At 43.9% G+C, this 18,740-nt stretch carries 12 protein-coding genes; 5 read left to right on the top strand and 7 right to left on the bottom strand.

Translation table 11 applies throughout. The features are described 5' to 3' along the window. The first annotated feature begins 182 nt into the window (after positions 1-182). The gene (locus tag MHH63_RS07605; RefSeq protein ID WP_341171356.1) at positions 183-1,853 is read left to right on the top strand and encodes a cellulase family glycosylhydrolase; all 1,671 of its coding nucleotides are present in this window, start codon (positions 183-185) and stop codon (positions 1,851-1,853) included. Between the two features lie 1,369 nt (positions 1,854-3,222). Here MHH63_RS07605 and cysI read toward each other — a convergent pair. The 5 genes from cysI to MHH63_RS07580 form a co-directional block, all read right to left on the bottom strand. Further along, positions 3,223-4,947 (bottom strand): assimilatory sulfite reductase (NADPH) hemoprotein subunit, encoded by a 1,725-nt coding sequence (cysI, locus tag MHH63_RS07600; protein WP_076281461.1) that lies wholly within the window; start codon positions 4,945-4,947, stop codon positions 3,223-3,225. A 46-nt stretch (positions 4,948-4,993) separates the two neighbouring features. Next, positions 4,994-6,850, bottom strand: a complete 1,857-nt coding sequence (locus tag MHH63_RS07595) for an assimilatory sulfite reductase (NADPH) flavoprotein subunit (protein ID WP_341171994.1) — start codon at positions 6,848-6,850, stop codon at positions 4,994-4,996. A 234-nt stretch (positions 6,851-7,084) separates the two neighbouring features. Further along, positions 7,085-10,345, bottom strand: coding sequence for an ATP-binding protein (locus MHH63_RS07590; protein ID WP_339168713.1), 3,261 nt, complete (start codon positions 10,343-10,345; stop codon positions 7,085-7,087). Next, entirely contained in the window at positions 10,323-10,703 is a 381-nt protein-coding gene (locus tag MHH63_RS07585) for a response regulator (RefSeq protein WP_076301769.1), read from the bottom strand. Before MHH63_RS07585 ends, MHH63_RS07590 begins: the two co-directional genes overlap by 23 nt. Positions 10,704-10,764: 61 nt before the next feature. Beyond that, the gene (locus tag MHH63_RS07580; RefSeq protein ID WP_076130764.1) at positions 10,765-12,396 is read right to left on the bottom strand and encodes a diguanylate cyclase; all 1,632 of its coding nucleotides are present in this window, start codon (positions 12,394-12,396) and stop codon (positions 10,765-10,767) included. Between the two features lie 217 nt (positions 12,397-12,613). Here MHH63_RS07580 and MHH63_RS07575 point away from each other — a divergent pair, with 217 nt between their 5' ends. Next, a complete protein-coding gene (locus MHH63_RS07575) occupies positions 12,614-12,883 on the top strand; it encodes an ACT domain-containing protein (RefSeq protein WP_036685776.1) in 270 nt (89 codons plus the stop codon). A 17-nt stretch (positions 12,884-12,900) separates the two neighbouring features. After that, positions 12,901-14,256: a PFL family protein gene (locus MHH63_RS07570; protein WP_248548616.1), complete on the top strand. Its 1,356-nt coding sequence runs from the start codon at positions 12,901-12,903 to the stop codon at positions 14,254-14,256. Positions 14,257-14,346: 90 nt separating this feature from the next. Here the strand turns inward: MHH63_RS07570 and MHH63_RS07565 are convergent, their stop codons facing one another. After that, on the bottom strand, positions 14,347-14,757 hold the full coding sequence (locus tag MHH63_RS07565; protein WP_248548519.1) for a hypothetical protein: 411 nt from the start codon (positions 14,755-14,757) through the stop codon (positions 14,347-14,349). Positions 14,758-14,964: 207 nt separating this feature from the next. On the opposite strand from MHH63_RS07565, the gene MHH63_RS07560 reads away from it, so the two are divergent. Both MHH63_RS07560 and MHH63_RS07555 read left to right on the top strand, forming a co-directional pair. Next, positions 14,965-16,002, top strand: coding sequence for a glycosyltransferase family protein (locus MHH63_RS07560; protein ID WP_341171355.1), 1,038 nt, complete (start codon positions 14,965-14,967; stop codon positions 16,000-16,002). A 13-nt stretch (positions 16,003-16,015) separates the two neighbouring features. Next, entirely contained in the window at positions 16,016-17,083 is a 1,068-nt protein-coding gene (locus MHH63_RS07555) for a glycosyltransferase WbsX family protein (RefSeq protein ID WP_076130767.1), read from the top strand. A 33-nt stretch (positions 17,084-17,116) separates the two neighbouring features. Here the strand turns inward: MHH63_RS07555 and MHH63_RS07550 are convergent, their stop codons facing one another. Beyond that, a complete protein-coding gene (locus MHH63_RS07550; RefSeq protein ID WP_076278765.1) occupies positions 17,117-18,577 on the bottom strand; it encodes an MFS transporter in 1,461 nt (486 codons plus the stop codon). Between the last annotated feature and the right edge of the window lie 163 nt (positions 18,578-18,740).

The raw sequence follows: 18,740 nt of genomic DNA, 5'->3' as shown, positions 1-18,740 counted from the left end.
AATAAAACATAAAGTTATTGTTATCGTTAAATTATTTATTATTCCTAAAAATTCCTTTATATGTTATATTCAAAATAACTGAGGAGGTGATACATGCCTGTAATTGAGTGCATTTACTGCAACCACCTGGAGGATACGCATAATCAAAGAAGCAACCCTATTTGATTAAGGAGGAAATGTTGATGAAATTCAGAAAGCATTTTTCGTTCCGGAAAATCAGTTTGTTAGTATTAATTAGTATCCTTACTCTTTCTATTTCTTTACCTCAACAGCAGGCAGCGGCAGCAAACACTTCTGTTAAAGGTTTTTATGTAAGCGGTACCACTTTATACGATGCCACCGGCAGTCCTTTTGTAATGCGCGGGGTTAATCATGCACACACTTGGTACAAAAACGATCTGGCTACTGCAATACCGGCCATCGCAGCGACTGGCTCCAATACCGTCAGAATTGTACTTTCTAATGGCAGCAAGTGGTCTCTCGATACTTTAGCTGATGTCCAAAATATTCTAAAGCTTTGTGATCAGTATAAAATGATTGCCATGCTGGAAGTGCATGATGCTACGGGCTCAGACAACACCTCTGACCTTAACGCTGCAGTAAACTATTGGATCAGCATCAAGGATGCTTTGATCGGTAAAGAAGATCGTGTCATTGTGAATATTGCTAATGAATGGTACGGTTCTTGGAACACTGCAACATGGGCCAGTGGATACCAAGCGGCAATTCCTACGTTAAGAAATGCGGGCATTAAGAACACTTTAGTTGTAGATGCAGCGGGATGGGGTCAATACCCACAATCTATTTTCACTAGTGGTCAGGCTGTATTTAATTCAGATACCTTAAAAAACACTATTTTCTCAATTCATATGTACGAATATGCTGGTGGTAATGCTGCTACAGTCAAGAGTAATATCGATAGTGCCTTGGCTATTGGAGCCCCTGTGATTATCGGCGAATTCGGTGACAAGCACACGGGTGGAGATGTCGATGAAGCCACCATTATGAGCTACACGAAGGAAAAAAAGGTGGGCTGGCTCGCCTGGTCCTGGTATGGTAATGGCGGAGGCGTTGAATATCTGGATCTAGCCAGCGGTCCAGCAGGAACACTCAGCAACTGGGGAAATACAGTCGTTAATGGAGCAAACGGAACCTTAGCAACCTCCGTGCTTAATAAAATTTACACAACACCTGGTTACCAACCTGTGCCGGATGGTGGCACTACACCAACACCAACACCTACACCAACACCAACAGCTACAGCTACACCTACGCCTACACCTACGCCAACACCTACACCTACACCTACGCCAACAGCTACACCTACGCCAACACCTACACCTACACCTACGCCAACAGCTACAGTAACACCTACAGCCACTCCTACCGGCTCGCCATCCAGTAATAATCTGGCACTTTACTACCGTGCAGCAGATACCAATGCTACTGATAACTCAATCAAGCCCTACTTCAACATCTATAACAACGGAACAACGGCAGTCAATTTAAATGGACTGAAAATTCGTTATTACTTTACTAAAGATGGAAGCGCCTCTCTCAATGGAGTAATCGATTGGGCGCAGGTCGGTGCTTCTAATATATCGGTTGCCCTCGGGTCCACAAGTGGGACGAACGCCGACTCTTACGTTGAGCTTACTTTCAATACTAGCGCGGGCTCCATACCTGCCGGTGGACAATCAGGAGAAATCCAATTACGCGTGCACAAAAGCGACTGGTCTAACTTCAATGAAGCAAATGACTATTCGTTCGATCCAACCAAAGTTTCCTTCAGCACTTGGAACAAAGTAACCCTGTATCAAGACGATGTACTGATCTCCGGCATCGCTCCTTAAAAACATAAACCAGCGAGCCTCCCGGAATTGGAGACTTGCTGGTTTTTAAATGGGATCTGTTGTAGCGCAGATGTTGGGATCTTACTAGATTATTGTAGATCAAATGAAGGCTGTTGCTAGATTTGTCAGTCAACGGTGATCTACTGCTGTTAGCCTGCTCCCGGACTGTTACTACTCTGATGTTAGTCTACCGCTGGACTGTTACTACTTTGATGATAGTTTACTGCTGCTCGTCTATTGTTCCGCTAGTCGGTTGCTTCTCTTTTATTTGGCTGTTCTGCGTACTACTCCACTATTGCTCCTACTGATCTAATCTAATTTTACTCTTTCACCATCTAATGTTATTTTACTATCGATGTAATTCGACCCTTTCACCACTCTGATGTTAGTCTACTGTCGCTCGTCTATTGTTCCGATAGTCGGTTGCTTCTCTTTTATTTGGCTGTTCTGCTTTACTTCACTATTGCTCCTGCTGTTCTGCGTATTACTCTACAATTGCTCCTACTGAGCTAATTTCACTCTGTCCCACTATCTAATATGACCCTTTCACTACTCTAATGTTAGTCTACTACCGCTCGTCTGCGCTCATCTGCCGTTCTTTACCTTTTGAGCGCTTTGTTGTGATTTTCGGACTCAGATGACGCTATTTTTGCGATTTAAGCCGTTCTGAGCAACTTTCGGACTGGAGAGCCGCTATTCCTCTGAAAAAGGCCTATTTCGGCCTCTTTTCATCCCCATAACGGCGCTGGTGTCCGAATACTCGGCAAATTGGCAAGATTTCAGGAAATAAGGGCTCCTGAGTCCGTCACCTTGTTAGTCTACTGCCGCTCGTTGCGCTCATCTGCTGCTCATCTACTACTCATCTCGCTCATCTGCTGCTCATCTGCCGTTCTTTACCTTTTGAGCGCTTTGTTGTGATTTTCGGACTCAGATGACGCTATTTGTGCGATTTAAGCCGTTTTGAATAACTTTCGGACTGGAGAGACCTTATTCCTCTGAAAAAGGCCTATTTCAGCCTCTTTTCATCCCCATAACGGCGCTGGGGTCCGAATACTCGGCAATTTGGCAAGATTTCAGGAAATAAGGGCTCCTGAGTCCGTCACCTTGTTAGTCTACTGCCGCTCGTTGCGCTCATCTACTGCTCATCTACTGCTCATCTACTGCTCTACTATCGCTCATCTAATACTCGTCTGCGCTCATCTGCCCCTCATCTACTACTCATCTTCTATTCGTCTGCGCTCACCTACCGTTCTTTACCTCTGGAGCATTATGTGTACGACACGACACCCCGCGCATCTAACTACGACCAAACCACAAAAATCCCGGCAGCCATCAACTGGCCCCGGGACATTTTTAAATCTACTTTCATTTAGTCATGGAAATTAAGTCCAGAGGTAACGGCTTTAACATAATCTGCACGGATCACGAAATCTCCAAAATGCTCGCCTTGTTGACGTTCTTTGGCATATCGGTGAAGAATAGGTTCAAGCGTCTCTAGGATCTCCTTCTCATCTATGTTTTCTTTATACATTTTATTGAGGCGATCACCCGTAAAGCCTGCTCCTAAATACATATTGTATCTGCCAGGAGCCTTGCCGATAAACGAGATTTCACCCAGCGCCGGTCTAGCACAGCCATTAGGGCAGCCGGTCATTCGGATCACAATTTCCTCGTCACGCAAACCAGCCTTATCTATAACAAGCTCCAGCTTATCTATCAGCGAAGGCAGATAGCGTTCCGCTTCAGCCATCGCAAGTCCGCAGGTTGGCAGTGCTACACAGGACATGGAGCTGCGTCGCAATGCAGAAAGATGTGCTCCATCTGTTAGTCCATGCTGTTTAGCCAGCTCAGCTACTTTGCGTTTTTTGGCAGTAGTGACGTTGGCAATCGTTAGATTCTGATTCGGCGTTAGCCGGAAATCTCCAGTATGAATCTTAGCAATCTCCCGCAAGCCACTCATCAAGGTGTATCCTTCTTGGTCATGAATCCGTCCGCTTTGGATATAAAGTGTCAGATTCCATTTTCCGTTGGTCCCCTTCACCCAGCCGTAACGGTCTCCGTTGTGATCAAAATGATAATCACGTGCTGCTTCAAGCTGCCATCCGAGTCTTTCATGCAGTTCGTCTACGAACCAATCCAGACCATGGCGGTCAATTGTATATTTGAACCGTGCATTTTTGCGGACAGAACGATTACCATAATCCCGCTGGATCGTTACGGTCTTTTCTGCCACATCAATCAACTGTTCCGGACGGCAAAAACCAATTATACGTCCCAACTGAGGATAAGTACTGGTATCGCCATGAGTCATCCCCATACCGCCGCCTACAGAAACGTTGAAGCCGACTAGTTTCTCATTTTCCAGAATAGCGATAAAACCCAGATCTTGCGAGAATACATCCACATCATTAGAAGGAGGCACCGCTAGACCAATCTTGAATTTACGCGGTAAATATACCGGTCCATAGATCGGTTCTACTTCCGCACGTTCGCCTAAGCTATCTACTACCTTCTCACCGTCCAACCAGATTTCATGGTAAGCAGGCGTACGTGGTGATAAGTGATCACTTACTTTGCGCGCCCATTCGTAGACCTCTGCATGCACCTCTGACTGGTAAGGATTCGGATTACTCATTACGTTACGGTTAACATCGCCGCAAGCTGCCAGCGTCGTCATCAGCGTATCATTAATGCTGCGAATGGTTTTCTTAAGATTCCATTTGAGTACCCCATGCATTTGAAACGCCTGTCTGGTAGTCAGACGTAAGGTTCCATTGCCGTATTTTTGTGCCAGATCATCCATCACTAGCCACTGCTCTGGTGTCGCTACCCCGCCTGGGGCAACTACACGAAGCATGAACTGGAATGCAGGCTCCAGCTTTTGCCGTTCGCGCTCGTTGCGTAAATCCCGATCGTCCTGCATATAGCTTCCGTGAAATTTCAGCAGCCGATTATCATCTTCCGGCAAGCCTCCGGTAATCGGATTGCTTAATGTCTCAACAAGCGCGCCCCGCAGATAGTTACTCTCTTGCTTAATGTGCTCAACATCGCTTGGAGGCCCGCCGATCGGCTTAACCTTTTCATTGTTTGCCATTGTTGTTATCTCCCCCCGAAGTCATTCGATAACTTTCCTCTATCCATTAGTAAACATCACGTTGGTAGCGCTGCGCCTGCTGCATATTATCCAAATAAGCTGCCGCTTCTTCAGGACTCAGACCACCATCATGCTGGATGACAGTAATCAGAGCAGAATGAACATCATGTGCCATATGCTTCTCGTCTCCGCAAATGTAAATATGAGCTCCCGCTTGCAGCCATTCGTAGACCTCGCGGCTCTTTTCCAGAATGCGATGCTGAACATATACTTTCTCTTCGGTATCACGGGAGAAAGCAACATCCAGCTTAGTTAACAAGCCGTCTTTAAGCATTCTCTGCCAGTCCGTCTGATAGAGGAAGTCCGTCACAAAATGCCGATCTCCGTAGAACAGCCATGATTTACCTTCCGCCCCAAGCTCGCCACGTTCCTCCAGGAAAGAGCGGAAGGGTGCAACACCTGTGCCCGGTCCAATCATAATGATCGGTGCATCAGGATTCGTCGGAAGCTTAAAGTTCGGATTATGTTGAATGTAGATGGGCAACGTATCTCCCGGCTGGACTCTTTCAGCACAATGTACCGAGCAGACCCCATAACGCTCACGGCCATGTGCCTCATAACGTACAGCTCTAACCGTTAAATGAACCTCATCTGGATTAGCTTTATAGCTGCTGGCAATTGAATAGAGTCGTGCCGGAAGCTTGCGCAAAATAGTCACAAAGCTACTGGCCGAACCCTCCCATGGAGAGAAGTCCTGAACCAAATCGAGCAGATCGCGGCCTTGAATATATTCCTTAAGCTGTTGCGCACGTTCTGGCGACAATAGATCACTTAATTGGTTAGAAGAAGATAACTTCGCCGCTTGTTCAAGTAACGGTTTGGTCAATACAGTGATTTCATAGTGGTGAAGAAGGGCCTCACGTAAGGTGCCGTCTTCCCCTTTTTTATTAAATGGAACAATATCATTAGGATTCCAGCTCATAGTATGAATAATAGCGTCTACCAATTCAGGATGATTCTCCGGATAGACACCCAGCGCATCCCCTGGCTCAAATTGTATGTTAGAACCTTCTAGGGATAGCTCCAAATGGCGGGTCTCACGGTCAGAACCACGTCCGTTCAGATTTAGATTCTCCAATACTTCCGCTTTAAAAGGATTGTTGCGGGTATACAAAGGCTCCTGAGAATCTGCGTCTTCTGCAGCTTGAACCGCTTTTGCCGCAATGGCCGGAGCATTTAAATGTGCATTTAAGGCACTAATGACGCCTTCAAACCACTCGGTAACCGAATCATCATAATCAAGATCACAATCCACACGCGGACTTAACCGCTTGCCGCCAAGTTCCTCAAGCCGCTGATCGAAGTCCTTGCCGGTCTGACAAAAGAATTCATAGGAGGTATCCCCCAGTGCCAGCACTGAGAACTTCAGATTCTCTAATTGAGGAGCTCTTTTGCTATAGAGAAATTCATGGAACATCCGTGCATTATCTGGCGGCTCGCCTTCACCGTGTGTACTGACCAGCAATAGGAGGTTCTGAACCTTCTTAAGCGCATTGGGCTTAAAGCTGTTCATCGCAGTGAGTGTGACCTGAAATCCTTGCTCCTCCAGCTTGCGGGACAAGCTCCCAGCCAGCCGTTGGCAGTTCCCTGTCTGGGACCCAAACAACACGGTCACTTCACGTGAAGCTGCAGGTTGACTAACGGCACTACCTTCCACATTTCCTATCGTATTTGATTGTACTGCTTGAACCCCGGCACCTGCCGATGGTGCAGTAGTAAAGCCCATGGCTGACAAATAACCGCTAAGCCATATTTGCTGTGTCTCCGTTAAGGATGGTAGAAGACGATTGAGTAGCTCGACTTGGCTCTCGTTAAAAGGACTGTTCGTTACCTGTAGTTGCAACAATATCCACCTCTCCTAAACATGAAATCTTCTGATGATCCGTACCTCATGAAATCAGGCTATCACAATAATTGTAAACGATCAATGATGTCGATTTACCCTAATAATTGTATTTTATTGAAAAATCATCTATAAAGTACGTAAAAACCGATCAAAACAGTATGATTTAACCTGTTTTGATCGGTTTCATTATAAAAAGTGATACTATTTATAAAATATTGTGATAAATAAAAGCTATAATTTTTGCTTACTTTCGGGAAATAACACCTCGCCGATCCCCGTCTTAATCTTCACTATCTCCTCAAGCGTATTCGACAGCTCGCCGGGCGGATAAGGTTTTGTTAAATATTTTTGAATTACATCGTTTAATTGGTTCTTATCCGATTGATCTAGAGCAGAAGAAATAACGATAGGTATATTTTCAGTTCTTGGATCTTCTTTAAGCATTCGGATCAAATCCCAGCCATCCAGCTCTTCACCCAACATCAAATCTACCACAATCGCCACAAATGGTGTTTTCAAGGCCTGATCAAAAGCTTGCTGTGGATGGTAATGATGGGTAACACGGAAGCCCTTCCCTTTAAGCTCTTCTGATAAAAGCAACGAAAGACTGTAATCATCTTCAACGATCATTACATTAGGTTTGAGCTCTTTATCGGTGCTCCATTTATTAAGCTCATCCTGTTGCCGGCTCGCTTCCGCATGGAGGATAGGGAGGCTAAACCAGACGGTAGTGCCCTCTCCTTCTACGGAATCTATACCGATATTTCCCTTTTGTTTCTCAATGATCTCCTTACAGATAGCAAGTCCGAGTCCTGTTCCTCCAATTCTTTTAGAGGCGCTATTATCCACTCTTCTGAATTTTTGGAATAGCTGTCCTATTTGATCCTTAGGAATGCCAAGACCATTATCCTGGATACGTACAATAATTCTATCCGACTCGTTATGCAGCAGTACTTTAACTTCATTGTTATCAGGCGAGAATTTAATCGCATTACTTAACAGATTCGTCAGAACTTGGACAATCTTATCCTTGTCCACATCAACATCCGCATTTAAAGCCTCATCCACTAGGAGCACATGATGGGTACTGCTCAGTTTATATTGATCAATTACACCTAATACAATTTCACTGAGATTCAAATGCTCCGTGATATATTGCTGCTTACCTGACTCCATTCTCTGCAAATCAAGAAAATCATTAATGAGCTCCGTCAGTCGTTTAGCTTCCTTATGAATCGTCTCCAGATATTTAAGCTGCTTCTCAGGCTTCATGGTCTTAGACAATAACAGTTCTGTGAAACCAAGTACACTCGATAGCGGTGTTCTTAGCTCATGACTTACCGTACTGACAAGATCAGATTTCATAAGGTCCAGCTCATATTCTCTAGTGATATCTCTGTAGACAAACAATGTACCAATACGCAGCTCGCGACGGAATACAGGGATCGCATACACGTCAATATGCTTCTTCGATTCAGTTCCAATGGAGTATTGCATGCTGCTGGATTCCAGAGCATCCTCAGCAATCGCTTTTTCAAAAAACATCCGAAGTTCATGATTCTCATTCGAGTGCTCAATGAAATAATCCATCCATTTCTGACGGGGAATCAAAGTTCCTTCTGTCCACTCATAATTAAAAATGTTGCTCAACGCTTTATTCATCTGCAGGAGCATACCTTCTGTATTCACAAATTGTATGCCCTCGTTCACATTATTTACGATGTCCCGATTCAGCTTTCGTCCATGTTCAATCTCTTCATACATGAATAAACGTTCAATCGCCAGCGCTACGCGGTTCATCATCCCCTGAACCTCATTAATCTCTTCTTTGCTGAAGGAATGACCAATCCGGCTGCCACAGAACACTGCAAGAATCTCATCCTCTGCGTTCACAACAGTAGTGTAGAAGTCGTAAACATAGACCTCACTCGCAGAAATCCCTTGCTCTGATTGTGTGGCCAGGCGCTTGATTAGGTACGTTTTTTCCGCTTGCAAGCGATATAACATCTCATTATTCTCATGATCAAGATAACGCTCCACATTCTCCTGTGGAATGCCTTTCACAGCCGCAATATTATCTTTCACAAGCAGGAAGAAACTCGAATCAAAGGCATACAGGCGATGCATAAACTCAATAAACTTATCGGCAAATTCATGTTTATCCAAAGTATAAGTAATATCATGATTCAGCTGATTATTAAGTTCAAGCATCATCTTGGTCTGTTCTGTGTTTTTTAACGTTTCGGCTAGCTCCTGCTGCACGCTTTTCATTGAGGTGATATCGTTCGCAATAAGGATGTATTGATAAATCACACCCTCTTCATTCAGGTACGGCACAATCGTCAGATGCAGCCAGATGGGCAATCCGTCTTTGGCTAGAATCTGCAGCTCATTGTTCCACACTCCGCCTGTATTTAATTTGTTAAAGATTTTCTGATAACCCTCATCAGAGAGATTATAAAGTTCAAATAACTTATAGGTGTAACCGATAATCTCAGACTTTTTATAGCGGGTATATCCACTTAAATTATCATTCGCGTAGGTAAAGACACCTTTAGCAGTAAGGATCCCCACCGCAGACGATTGATCCAAGGCTTTCATCATACTCTCAATTTCACTAAGCGAGCGCTGCAGCCTATATTGCTGATCCTGAAGTTCATCCTGCTGCGCATGCAGCTCTTCATTCTGCATCATCAATTCTTCTTCTTTATCTTGAATACTTCTAGCCATATTTAGAAAAGCATCATAAAGTCGGCCAATTTCATCTTGATTCTTAAGCTTGCCCAGAAGAATTTCTTCTCCTGCAGCCAGGGAATGGGTTGCCCCTTCCAGCTTCAGAATAGGATCTATTAGGTTCTTCAGAATCCGCCAGATCATAAAGGTGAAGATTAGCAGAATAATCGTGCTGAAAAAGAATGCGATAAAGGTAAACTCATTGGCACGTTTGATGTAATCCATAGCCATAGTATTTAATGCGGCATCGGATCGTTGCTTGTACTCTTTTGTATACGTTAAAAAATCATTTACTGATTTCGTGTTGCCATCTGCGGATAGAGCTCTCAAAGACACATAATCGTCTGCCTCGACAAACCGAATCGCTTCAGGTAAAACTTTAGTTTTGTACTGAACATAAAATGCTTTCAAACCATCTCTAAACAAGGCTTCTTCCGGAGATAAATTGAGATTAGAATAGGTATCCAGAATCTTATCAAAGTTAACAAGTCCTAAGTTTAGGAGATCTAATTCATTGTCACTCTTAAGTGCGCTGAATCCCCTCGCTCGGAAAAAAACCTCATTTAACGCAGTCGCCAATTCGTTAATCGTGTCCGCCTTATTTTGCAGAACTTCACGGTCTCTACTTAATTTGTTCTGCTCATTATTTATGAAAAATAAAAATACAGATCCCATAATAATGATTAACGAAAAAACCAAGGCAATGATACGAAAATATCTATTTTTAATACTGTGATTAGAGCTGCTTCCCTTTGTCACTTAGGATCCCCTCCACAATCTGCAAGAGTTCCATAGGACTAAAAGGTTTTGGCATAAAATAACGTGCGCCTGCATCTACCGCTCGAAGACGGTCTACATCTTGGGCTTTGGCTGTTAACATTAAAATAGCTGTAGCCTTCTTTTTCTCATCATCCAGTTGGCCTAGGACTTCAATCCCTGTCATTTCAGGCATCATATAATCCAATATCACCAAATCATAATGATCCCGTGACAATTTTGAAAGCGCCTCTAATCCGTTCTCGGCAGTGTGTATCTCCACGTCTTCCAAATCTTCTAAGGTGTCTACGATTAACATTCGTAATACTTCTTCATCATCCACTACCATTACCTTTTGCATAGCTGCCTAGTTCCCTCCGCTTTAGATCTCTCCTAGTGCTCACAACATATTCAGAACCCAATTAGAACAAAAATCTATGAGCCAACCGCTCTATCCTCGACAATAACTCAGGCATATGGACCGGCTTGACTACATAATCATCGGCACCCATCTGCAGGGCATGTACAATATCCGCCTGATTATTTCTTCCCGTCAACATGATCACTAATATATTTACTTCCGGATACGTTTTGCGGATTCTTTCCAGAACTTCTACCCCATCCAGATCAGGCATCACACCATCCAGCAAAATAATATACTTCTCATCCACGGCATACCAATCCGATTGCAGGAAATCAAGCCCATTCGCATAGCTGCTAACCTTCACCTCAGCAATATTCTCCGGCTCCCAAATGGCGAACTGACTGGTCACAATTCTCCGAATTAGCGTATCGTCATCCACAACAATCACATTCAGAACCGAATGCTTTTTAGTAGTGGATAAATGGTCCGAATAAAGCGTTGTCTGATTCCTTCCAGCATGCTTACTAGCATAAAGAGCCTGATCTGCTTCCTCAATCAATTTATCGGCTATATTCTCGGCATCTGTTACCTCAGAAATCCCGCTAGAGATAGTCACATGAAAGATTTCATTTTTCGCAAAAAAGTCAGTCGCCGCAAACCGCTCTTGAATACGTTGTATAACCAACATTGCAGATTCCGCATCCGTGTGAGGTAAGAACACTGCAAACTCTTCTCCCCCATAACGGCAAAAGGTATCCTCCAGACGGATGGAATTCTTCACAAGCTCGGAAAAGCCCTGCAGAACTTCGTCTCCGATTAGGTGACCATATGTATCATTAACGTTTTTAAAATAATCCAAATCAATCAGCGCTAACGAAAATACGCGGTTGGTCCGCTTAAAATCACCAATCAGCTGCTTCATGACTTGATTAAAGTGTTTGCGATTGAATGCGCCGGTCAAATCATCCACGATGATGGACTCCTGCCATTCTCTCTTGAGCTGAAAGCGATTTTTGATCAATACCAGAAATAAATCAATATCTACAGGCTTCGGTAAAAAATCCATCACCCCCAGCGAATACGCCTGCATTTGCGTCGCTTTGGAGTACTCCCCGCTTATAATGATAATGGGAATTCGTTCTTTTTTAGCCTTGCCGATAATTTGGTTCAACACCTCAATCCCGCTTTTATCCGGTAAAAGAATATCCAGCAGAATGAGATCTGGTTTCGTTTCATAAAAGATTTTGAGTCCCCGTTCAGCAGATAAGGCAATGCTTACATAGTAATTCTGCCTCTCCAACGACTCTTTCAGATAAGCAACTAGCTCTACATCATCGTCGATAAGAAGAATATCATTCTGTGTGAGCGTCTCAGCAGGTCCCTTTTTATCCAATGCTTTAACAGAGCTTGAAGCTGCCAATGAATGGACATTAAACAATGGAATCAGTGGATATAAATAATCCCCCCATTCCTCGACTGACCAACTCTTAAGACTGCTTTCCATGAAATAGGGCAGCGTATCCTCGGCAAATTGTTCGACATCCGGTAATCCGACAGTACCAGCAGTGCCTTTTAAATTATGCAAAAAACGATAAATGTCCTTTTCCTTCACTTCCGCCTGTTCCGTCCATTCCTGGAGGGTCATCTTCGTTCTTTGCTCAACCATATCTTTATATTTTTGTGTAGTCATATTTACTCCTTCAGACTAGCATATCAAACTCTCAGTTCATCACATTTTTTATAGGCTGTCAAATGAATTTTCTATAATTTCAGCTGCCAAAATAAATATTTAATCAAACTGACAAAAAACCTTTGGTTGAAGCTTGTTTCATCATTTGCAATAATAGTTGGAATGGTTCATTCCGTATACACGGTGAAATCAACAAATACAAAGGGAGGCTGTATTCATGAAGGGGATTATTACTGTATTGGGAAAAGATAAAGTAGGGATTATTGCTAAAGTATGTACATATCTAGCCGAACACAATTTGAACATTCTGGATATTTCGCAAACGATTGTTCAAGATTATTTTAACATGATGATGATTGTAGACATTTCTAGCTCAACTAAAGCTTTTGAGAATATTGTAGAGGAATTACATTTGCTTGGCGAATCGATTGGCGTGGAAATCAAGCTTCAGCATGAGGATATTTTTAATATTATGCACCGAATCTAGGAGGATGGCTGACCATGATATCACTAGTGGAAGTACAAGAAACGAATAAGATGATTCGTGAAATGAATCTGGATGTGCGTACCATAACGATGGGGATCAGCCTCATGGATTGTGCCCACACGGATATGCGCACCTTTAATCAAAATGTATATGACAAAATCACCAGATCCGCTGAAAAGCTCGTAAAGACGGGTGAAGATCTGGAAAGACAATTTGGGGTTCCTATCGTTAACAAACGGATTTCTGTCACACCCATCGCTATTGCCGCTGGTGCGGTGAAGACAGATACCTATGTACCTGTTGCTGAAATCCTGGACAAGGCTGCAAAAGAGGTAGGCGTTAACTTTATCGGCGGCTTCTCTGCACTTGTACAAAAAGGCTGCACCAAAGGCGATCGTATTCTGATCGACAGTATTCCAGAAGCATTGGCAGTCACTGAAAGAGTCTGCTCCTCGGTCAATGTCGGTTCCTCCAGAAGTGGAATCAACATGGATGCTGTGAAATTAATGGGCGATATCATTATCCAAACTGCGGAACGCACCAAGGATCGGGATTCCATCGGCTGCGCCAAGCTGGTAGTCTTCTGTAATGCCGTTGAGGACAACCCTTTTATGGCCGGAGCATTTCACGGGGTTGGAGAGCGGGAATGTGTCATCAACGTTGGCGTCAGCGGTCCTGGTGTCATCAAACGTGCGCTTGAAGAGGTTCGAGGGCAGGATTTTGAAACCTTATGTGAAACCATTAAACGGACAGCCTTCAAAGTCACACGTGTCGGTCAGCTAGTTGCTCAAGAGGCTTCCAAACGGATGAATGTTCCTTTTGGGATTATCGATCTATCCTTAGCTCCTACTCCAGAAATCGGAGATTCCATTGCCGAAATCTTTCAAGTCATGGGTCTGGAGGAAGCTGGGGCTCCGGGAACAACTGCTGCTCTGGCAATCCTAAATGACAATGTTAAAAAAGGTGGCGTGATGGCCTCCTCCTATGTAGGTGGACTTAGTGGAGCCTTTATTCCAGTCAGTGAAGATCACGGCATGATTCAAGCGGTTCAGCGGGGTGCCCTTACACTAGAGAAGCTGGAAGCTATGACCTGTGTGTGTTCCGTAGGACTGGATATGATCGCTATCCCAGGAAGCACTACCAAGGAGACCATTTCCGGCATCATCGCGGATGAAGCTGCAATCGGCATGGTGAATAACAAAACCACTGCGGTTCGCGTGATTCCAGTAATCGGCAAGGATGTTGGTGAAATGGTCGAATTTGGCGGCCTGCTCGGATATGCACCAGTTATGGCAGTGAATGGCTTCAACTGCGCGAATTTCGTTAATCGTGGCGGACGAATCCCTGCACCAATTCATAGCTTTAAGAATTAATAGAAACCTCTAACAGCAAGTCCCTATTTGTACTTAGGAGACTTGCTGTTTTTTTATTAATCGGATGCTGAGAATGTTAGTTTACCTTGATTAAGCCCGTTGGATGCCGATATTAGGCGTTCCGCCAGTCAAATCGATAAATAATACATAATCATTTCCATCTGTGCCCTTCAGCACGAGACCAGTCTGACCTACAGCACCTACAGAAAAGTATCGAACCTGTTGCAGGCTGGTAGGAGCGCCTGGTGGCAATGTTGCTTGGTTCGTAGCGATCAACCGGGTTGCAGCTCTGATGGTGCCTGCCCCGCTAATTTCACCGGTTACCCCCAGATGACCGAGTATGGATTCACTGCCGTTCACATTTAGGCTTCCCATTATAGTCTGACTACCATTCAAATGCAGATTCGAATCGATAGTCTCATTTCCATTAACGTGCAGATCATTTTGAATGGTCTGACTTCCTGTAACTAGAACGCTATCGAAGGTTGGCAAGGCGATCATCCCTTTCAGGTTTTATAGTATATCTTATGTTAAACAAGCCAGCCCTGTCATAGATAGATATACAGCTTTCACTAAATCCGCTTTTTATCTTCGAGACTCTGATTAATGGTCTTATACCTAAAGTCAAAATAACCCCCTACACATATAATGATTAGCAAGACTCGGTGCTAGAGCGGACGACTGGCTCCACAGAATACAGGAGGAATTATGAAGAAGACAGCTAATAGGCTCACTCCTGAAAGGCCTTCAAGTCACGAAGTCACCATCAGCCAAGTTAATCCATCGCAACACCATAACCTCATCCTAGAGATGAACTCTTATAGAGCAGAGCCTTTGCAACGGGAACTCAAGCAATTAAGAATATTACTGCTGGTTCCTACAGTGGCAAGTGATAAAATGCCTAATGTACGACTTTTTAAGGATCAACTAAGGCATTTGGTCAAAGAAGTACTTGCTATTAAATTCCAGCATAATCTGGAGGAATATTTAGCTCATTTTCAACCTGATCTAATATTAGCTCTAGGATCGGAGACCCTATTTCCGGAGGAGAACCTCCCTGCTCTGAAAGCTTCCAACGTTCCCAAAGCGGTATGGATGGCAGATGCCGCTTGTCTTACTCCAACAGAACGTAATCTGGCATTGTTGTTCGATTATATTTTCACACAGAACATAGCTAATCTGATCTATTACCAGGGTTTATGGGGCAAACACTCCAGCTATCTCCCATATGCTGCGGATACGGATCTCTATTATCCAAGACGTGTGGAGGACTGTTATCAGAGTGATGTACTCATTCTGGGCGATTTTCAAATCGATAGTGTGCTTTACACGTTGGCGTATTCAGACCTACTTCAAGGCCTTAAGGTAATGATCGACGGGCGTGGTTGGGAACCCCCCAGAAATTTCATTGATATCACCCATAGTAAAGATATGTCCAGCTATTATAATGGAGCAAAAATCGTCATCAATTGCACTGGTTCTGTGCAGCAGATTATGGAGGTCACCGCTTGCGGTGTATTTCAGTTAGTGGAGGATCATCCCCATCTTCATAATTACCGAATTGCAGAAGAAGATCTCATTCGTTTCCAGAACTTCAAAGAGCTCTCCGATAGCTTTAAGCACTATTTTTCACATAGTGAAGAAAGAAGAATTTCTGCCTCTCGTGCCCTAAAGGAACTTAAATATAACCATTCTTATATCCAGCAAGGAAAGTTACTGCTGAGAAAAATATTCAAGGAACCATAGGGGGTGACCTGACTTGAAATGCATTGCTTTTGTATTGCCTCAGTTTCATCAGATCTCAGAGAACGATTCCTGGTGGGGTGAGGGTTTTACAGAATGGACGAATGTCAGGAAGGCTGCAGCCCTTTATCCTGAACATGATCAGCCCAAGAAGCCATTAAATAATAACTACTATGATTTAACGGATCCTAAAGTGAAACAATGGCAGGCAGAGACCGCAAAGGCTCATGGCATTTACGGTTTTTGTTATTATCACTATTGGTTTAATGGCAGGCGGCTGCTGGAACAACCGGTTCAGCAGATTCTTGCGAGCAAAGAGCCTGACTTCCCCTTTTGCCTTTCTTGGGCTAACGAACCCTGGACACGTAGCTGGGATGGCACCGAAGAGGATGTCCTGATGCCACAGGAATACGGAGAAGAACGGGATTGGCGAATGCACTTTTATGCTTTACTGGAAGCCTTCAAAGATGATCGTTATATCCGGGTGGAGGATAAGCCTGTCTTTATCATTTATCGGTCTGCTAGTATCCCGCACTGTGAAGAAATGCTTCAATATTGGCGCGAATTGGCTCTGCAGAACGGACTTAAAGGACTTCATCTGGTCCGGACACTGGGCGGTTTCCCCCTAAAGAAAGAGCAAGGATTCGATGCCAGTCTGGAATTTGAGCCGCATTACACATTCGCACATGGCGGGGTTAAGCATTTATGGAGCTCAAAGCAGGTGGAGGATCAGAGGCATATCGTAATTGATTATGATGAGTTATGGGAATCTATGTTGGAGCGGACACCCCATAGAGACGGAGAAATCATATATCCGGGAGCCTTTGTCAACTGGGATAACACACCACGTAAAGGCCCTGCCGGACAAAGCACCTTAGGCGCTAATCCTCAAAAATTCGGCCAATACCTTTCACGACAAATTGAGCGCGCCAAAAAAATGTTCAAAAGTGAATATATTTATATCAACGCCTGGAATGAATGGGCTGAAGGGGCCTACCTAGAACCGGATGTACGTTATCAATATCAATACTTGCAAGCCGTTAAGGAAGCCTTACAGTTTCATCACAAAGAAGATCCTTCTTAGCCGTAGCGCCAGAAGGATCTTTTTCATGGTATGTTATCTTTCCGATGACTGCACTCTGGCGCTTCTTGCACTCACCAATCTCCAGCCAGTTAATAAAGCAGCCACTAGACATATCGATGCCGAGGTTACAAACACTACATGCATGCCCTCGATAAATAACTCTGGCCGACCAGGAACTAGCCCTGTCACCCTATAGCCGGCTTTACTGCTCATCACTTGAAAAAGAATTGTAGTAGCAATTGTTATGCCGACAACCATACCCACATTACGAACTAACGAATTGACACTACCCGCAGAACCAAGCTGTGTTCTTGGTACCTTAGACATGACAAGCGAATTGTTCGGCGATTGAAATAAACCACTTCCTATCCCCAGCATAGCGATCCACACACCTACCAGCACAACAGAGCTTCCTACATGAAGCTGTGCTAATCCGAACTGCGCAATAACCATGACCACCAGCCCTGCAAAAGTCAAAAATTCCGAGCCTATTTTATCCGATAGCGCTCCACTCATTGGAGCCACGACTACCATACATATCGGCAACAGCATTAACAAAAAGCCTGCATAGAATGGCGATAAATTAAGCATGTTCTGTGCATAAAACGGCGCGATAATATTGAAGCAGAAATTCGCTGTAAATACGAGAAAACCACATAAGATACTTAAAGAAAACAACGGATTCTTAAATAATGACAGCTGCAACAGCGGTTCTTTTCTGCGAAGCTCCATCCATATGAAAGCAACGAAGCTGACTACAGCAACAATTATTGATGTAACAATTAAGCTGTTACCATATCCAAGCTGTTGACCTAGTAATAATCCTGCGAACAAAGTAATGATAAAGACAGCGAACAGTAAACTGCCCGGCACATCAATCGAAGATTTCACTCTCGTTAAATCCTTAGGCAATACCTTCCATCCAAAAAATATAGCGATCAGGCCAATAGGGACGTTTACCCAAAAGATATACTCCCAGCCTAAGGTGGAAACCATAATCCCGCCTAGACTTGGACCGGCTATACTTCCCAGAGACACGAATGTACCAATGAAACCAAGGGCTTTACCACGCTCCGTGGCAGGAAAGATATCCGTAACAATTCCCTGACTGTTCGCCATGGTCATCGAAGCACCTAAGGCTTGAATTACGCGCGAAGCAATTAAGGCTGGTAAGCTTACACTAAGCCCACACAGCATAGATCCAATAACAAATACAATCGTGCCAATCTTAAAAATTCGAATCTTTCCTACGATATCTCCAAGCTTGCCGAAGAAAAGGATCGCCGCACAGATCGCCATTAAATATCCTGTTGTTACCCATTCGATTTGCGCCATGGGCAGCTTCAGTTGTTTGGATAGCTCAGGCAGAGCAATATTGACAATACTACCATCAAGGGTGGACATAAACGTAAAAATATTCAGAACAATTAAGATCATCCAGCGCTTCTTCTGAATTTCTTTATCCTCCTGATAGGTTGCACTTACAGAACTCATAACTAACACCTCATTAAATATTAATAATCACTGTTTAGTTGCGCACGCAACCAAACTCGCCATACCCAGTGTACAACAATTTAGTTGCGTGCGCAACGACTTTATTGTACACTTTATTTCAAGGCAACAAATGAACGAACATATAACCCAAAGAGGTGTCTAT

This window comes from Paenibacillus sp. FSL H3-0310, from assembly GCF_038002785.1.
GTDB classification, from domain to species: Bacteria; Bacillota; Bacilli; order Paenibacillales; family Paenibacillaceae; genus Paenibacillus_AQ; species Paenibacillus_AQ odorifer.
The sequence above is the reverse complement of the archived record's forward strand: the minus strand, read 5'-3'. Positions and strand labels throughout refer to the sequence as shown.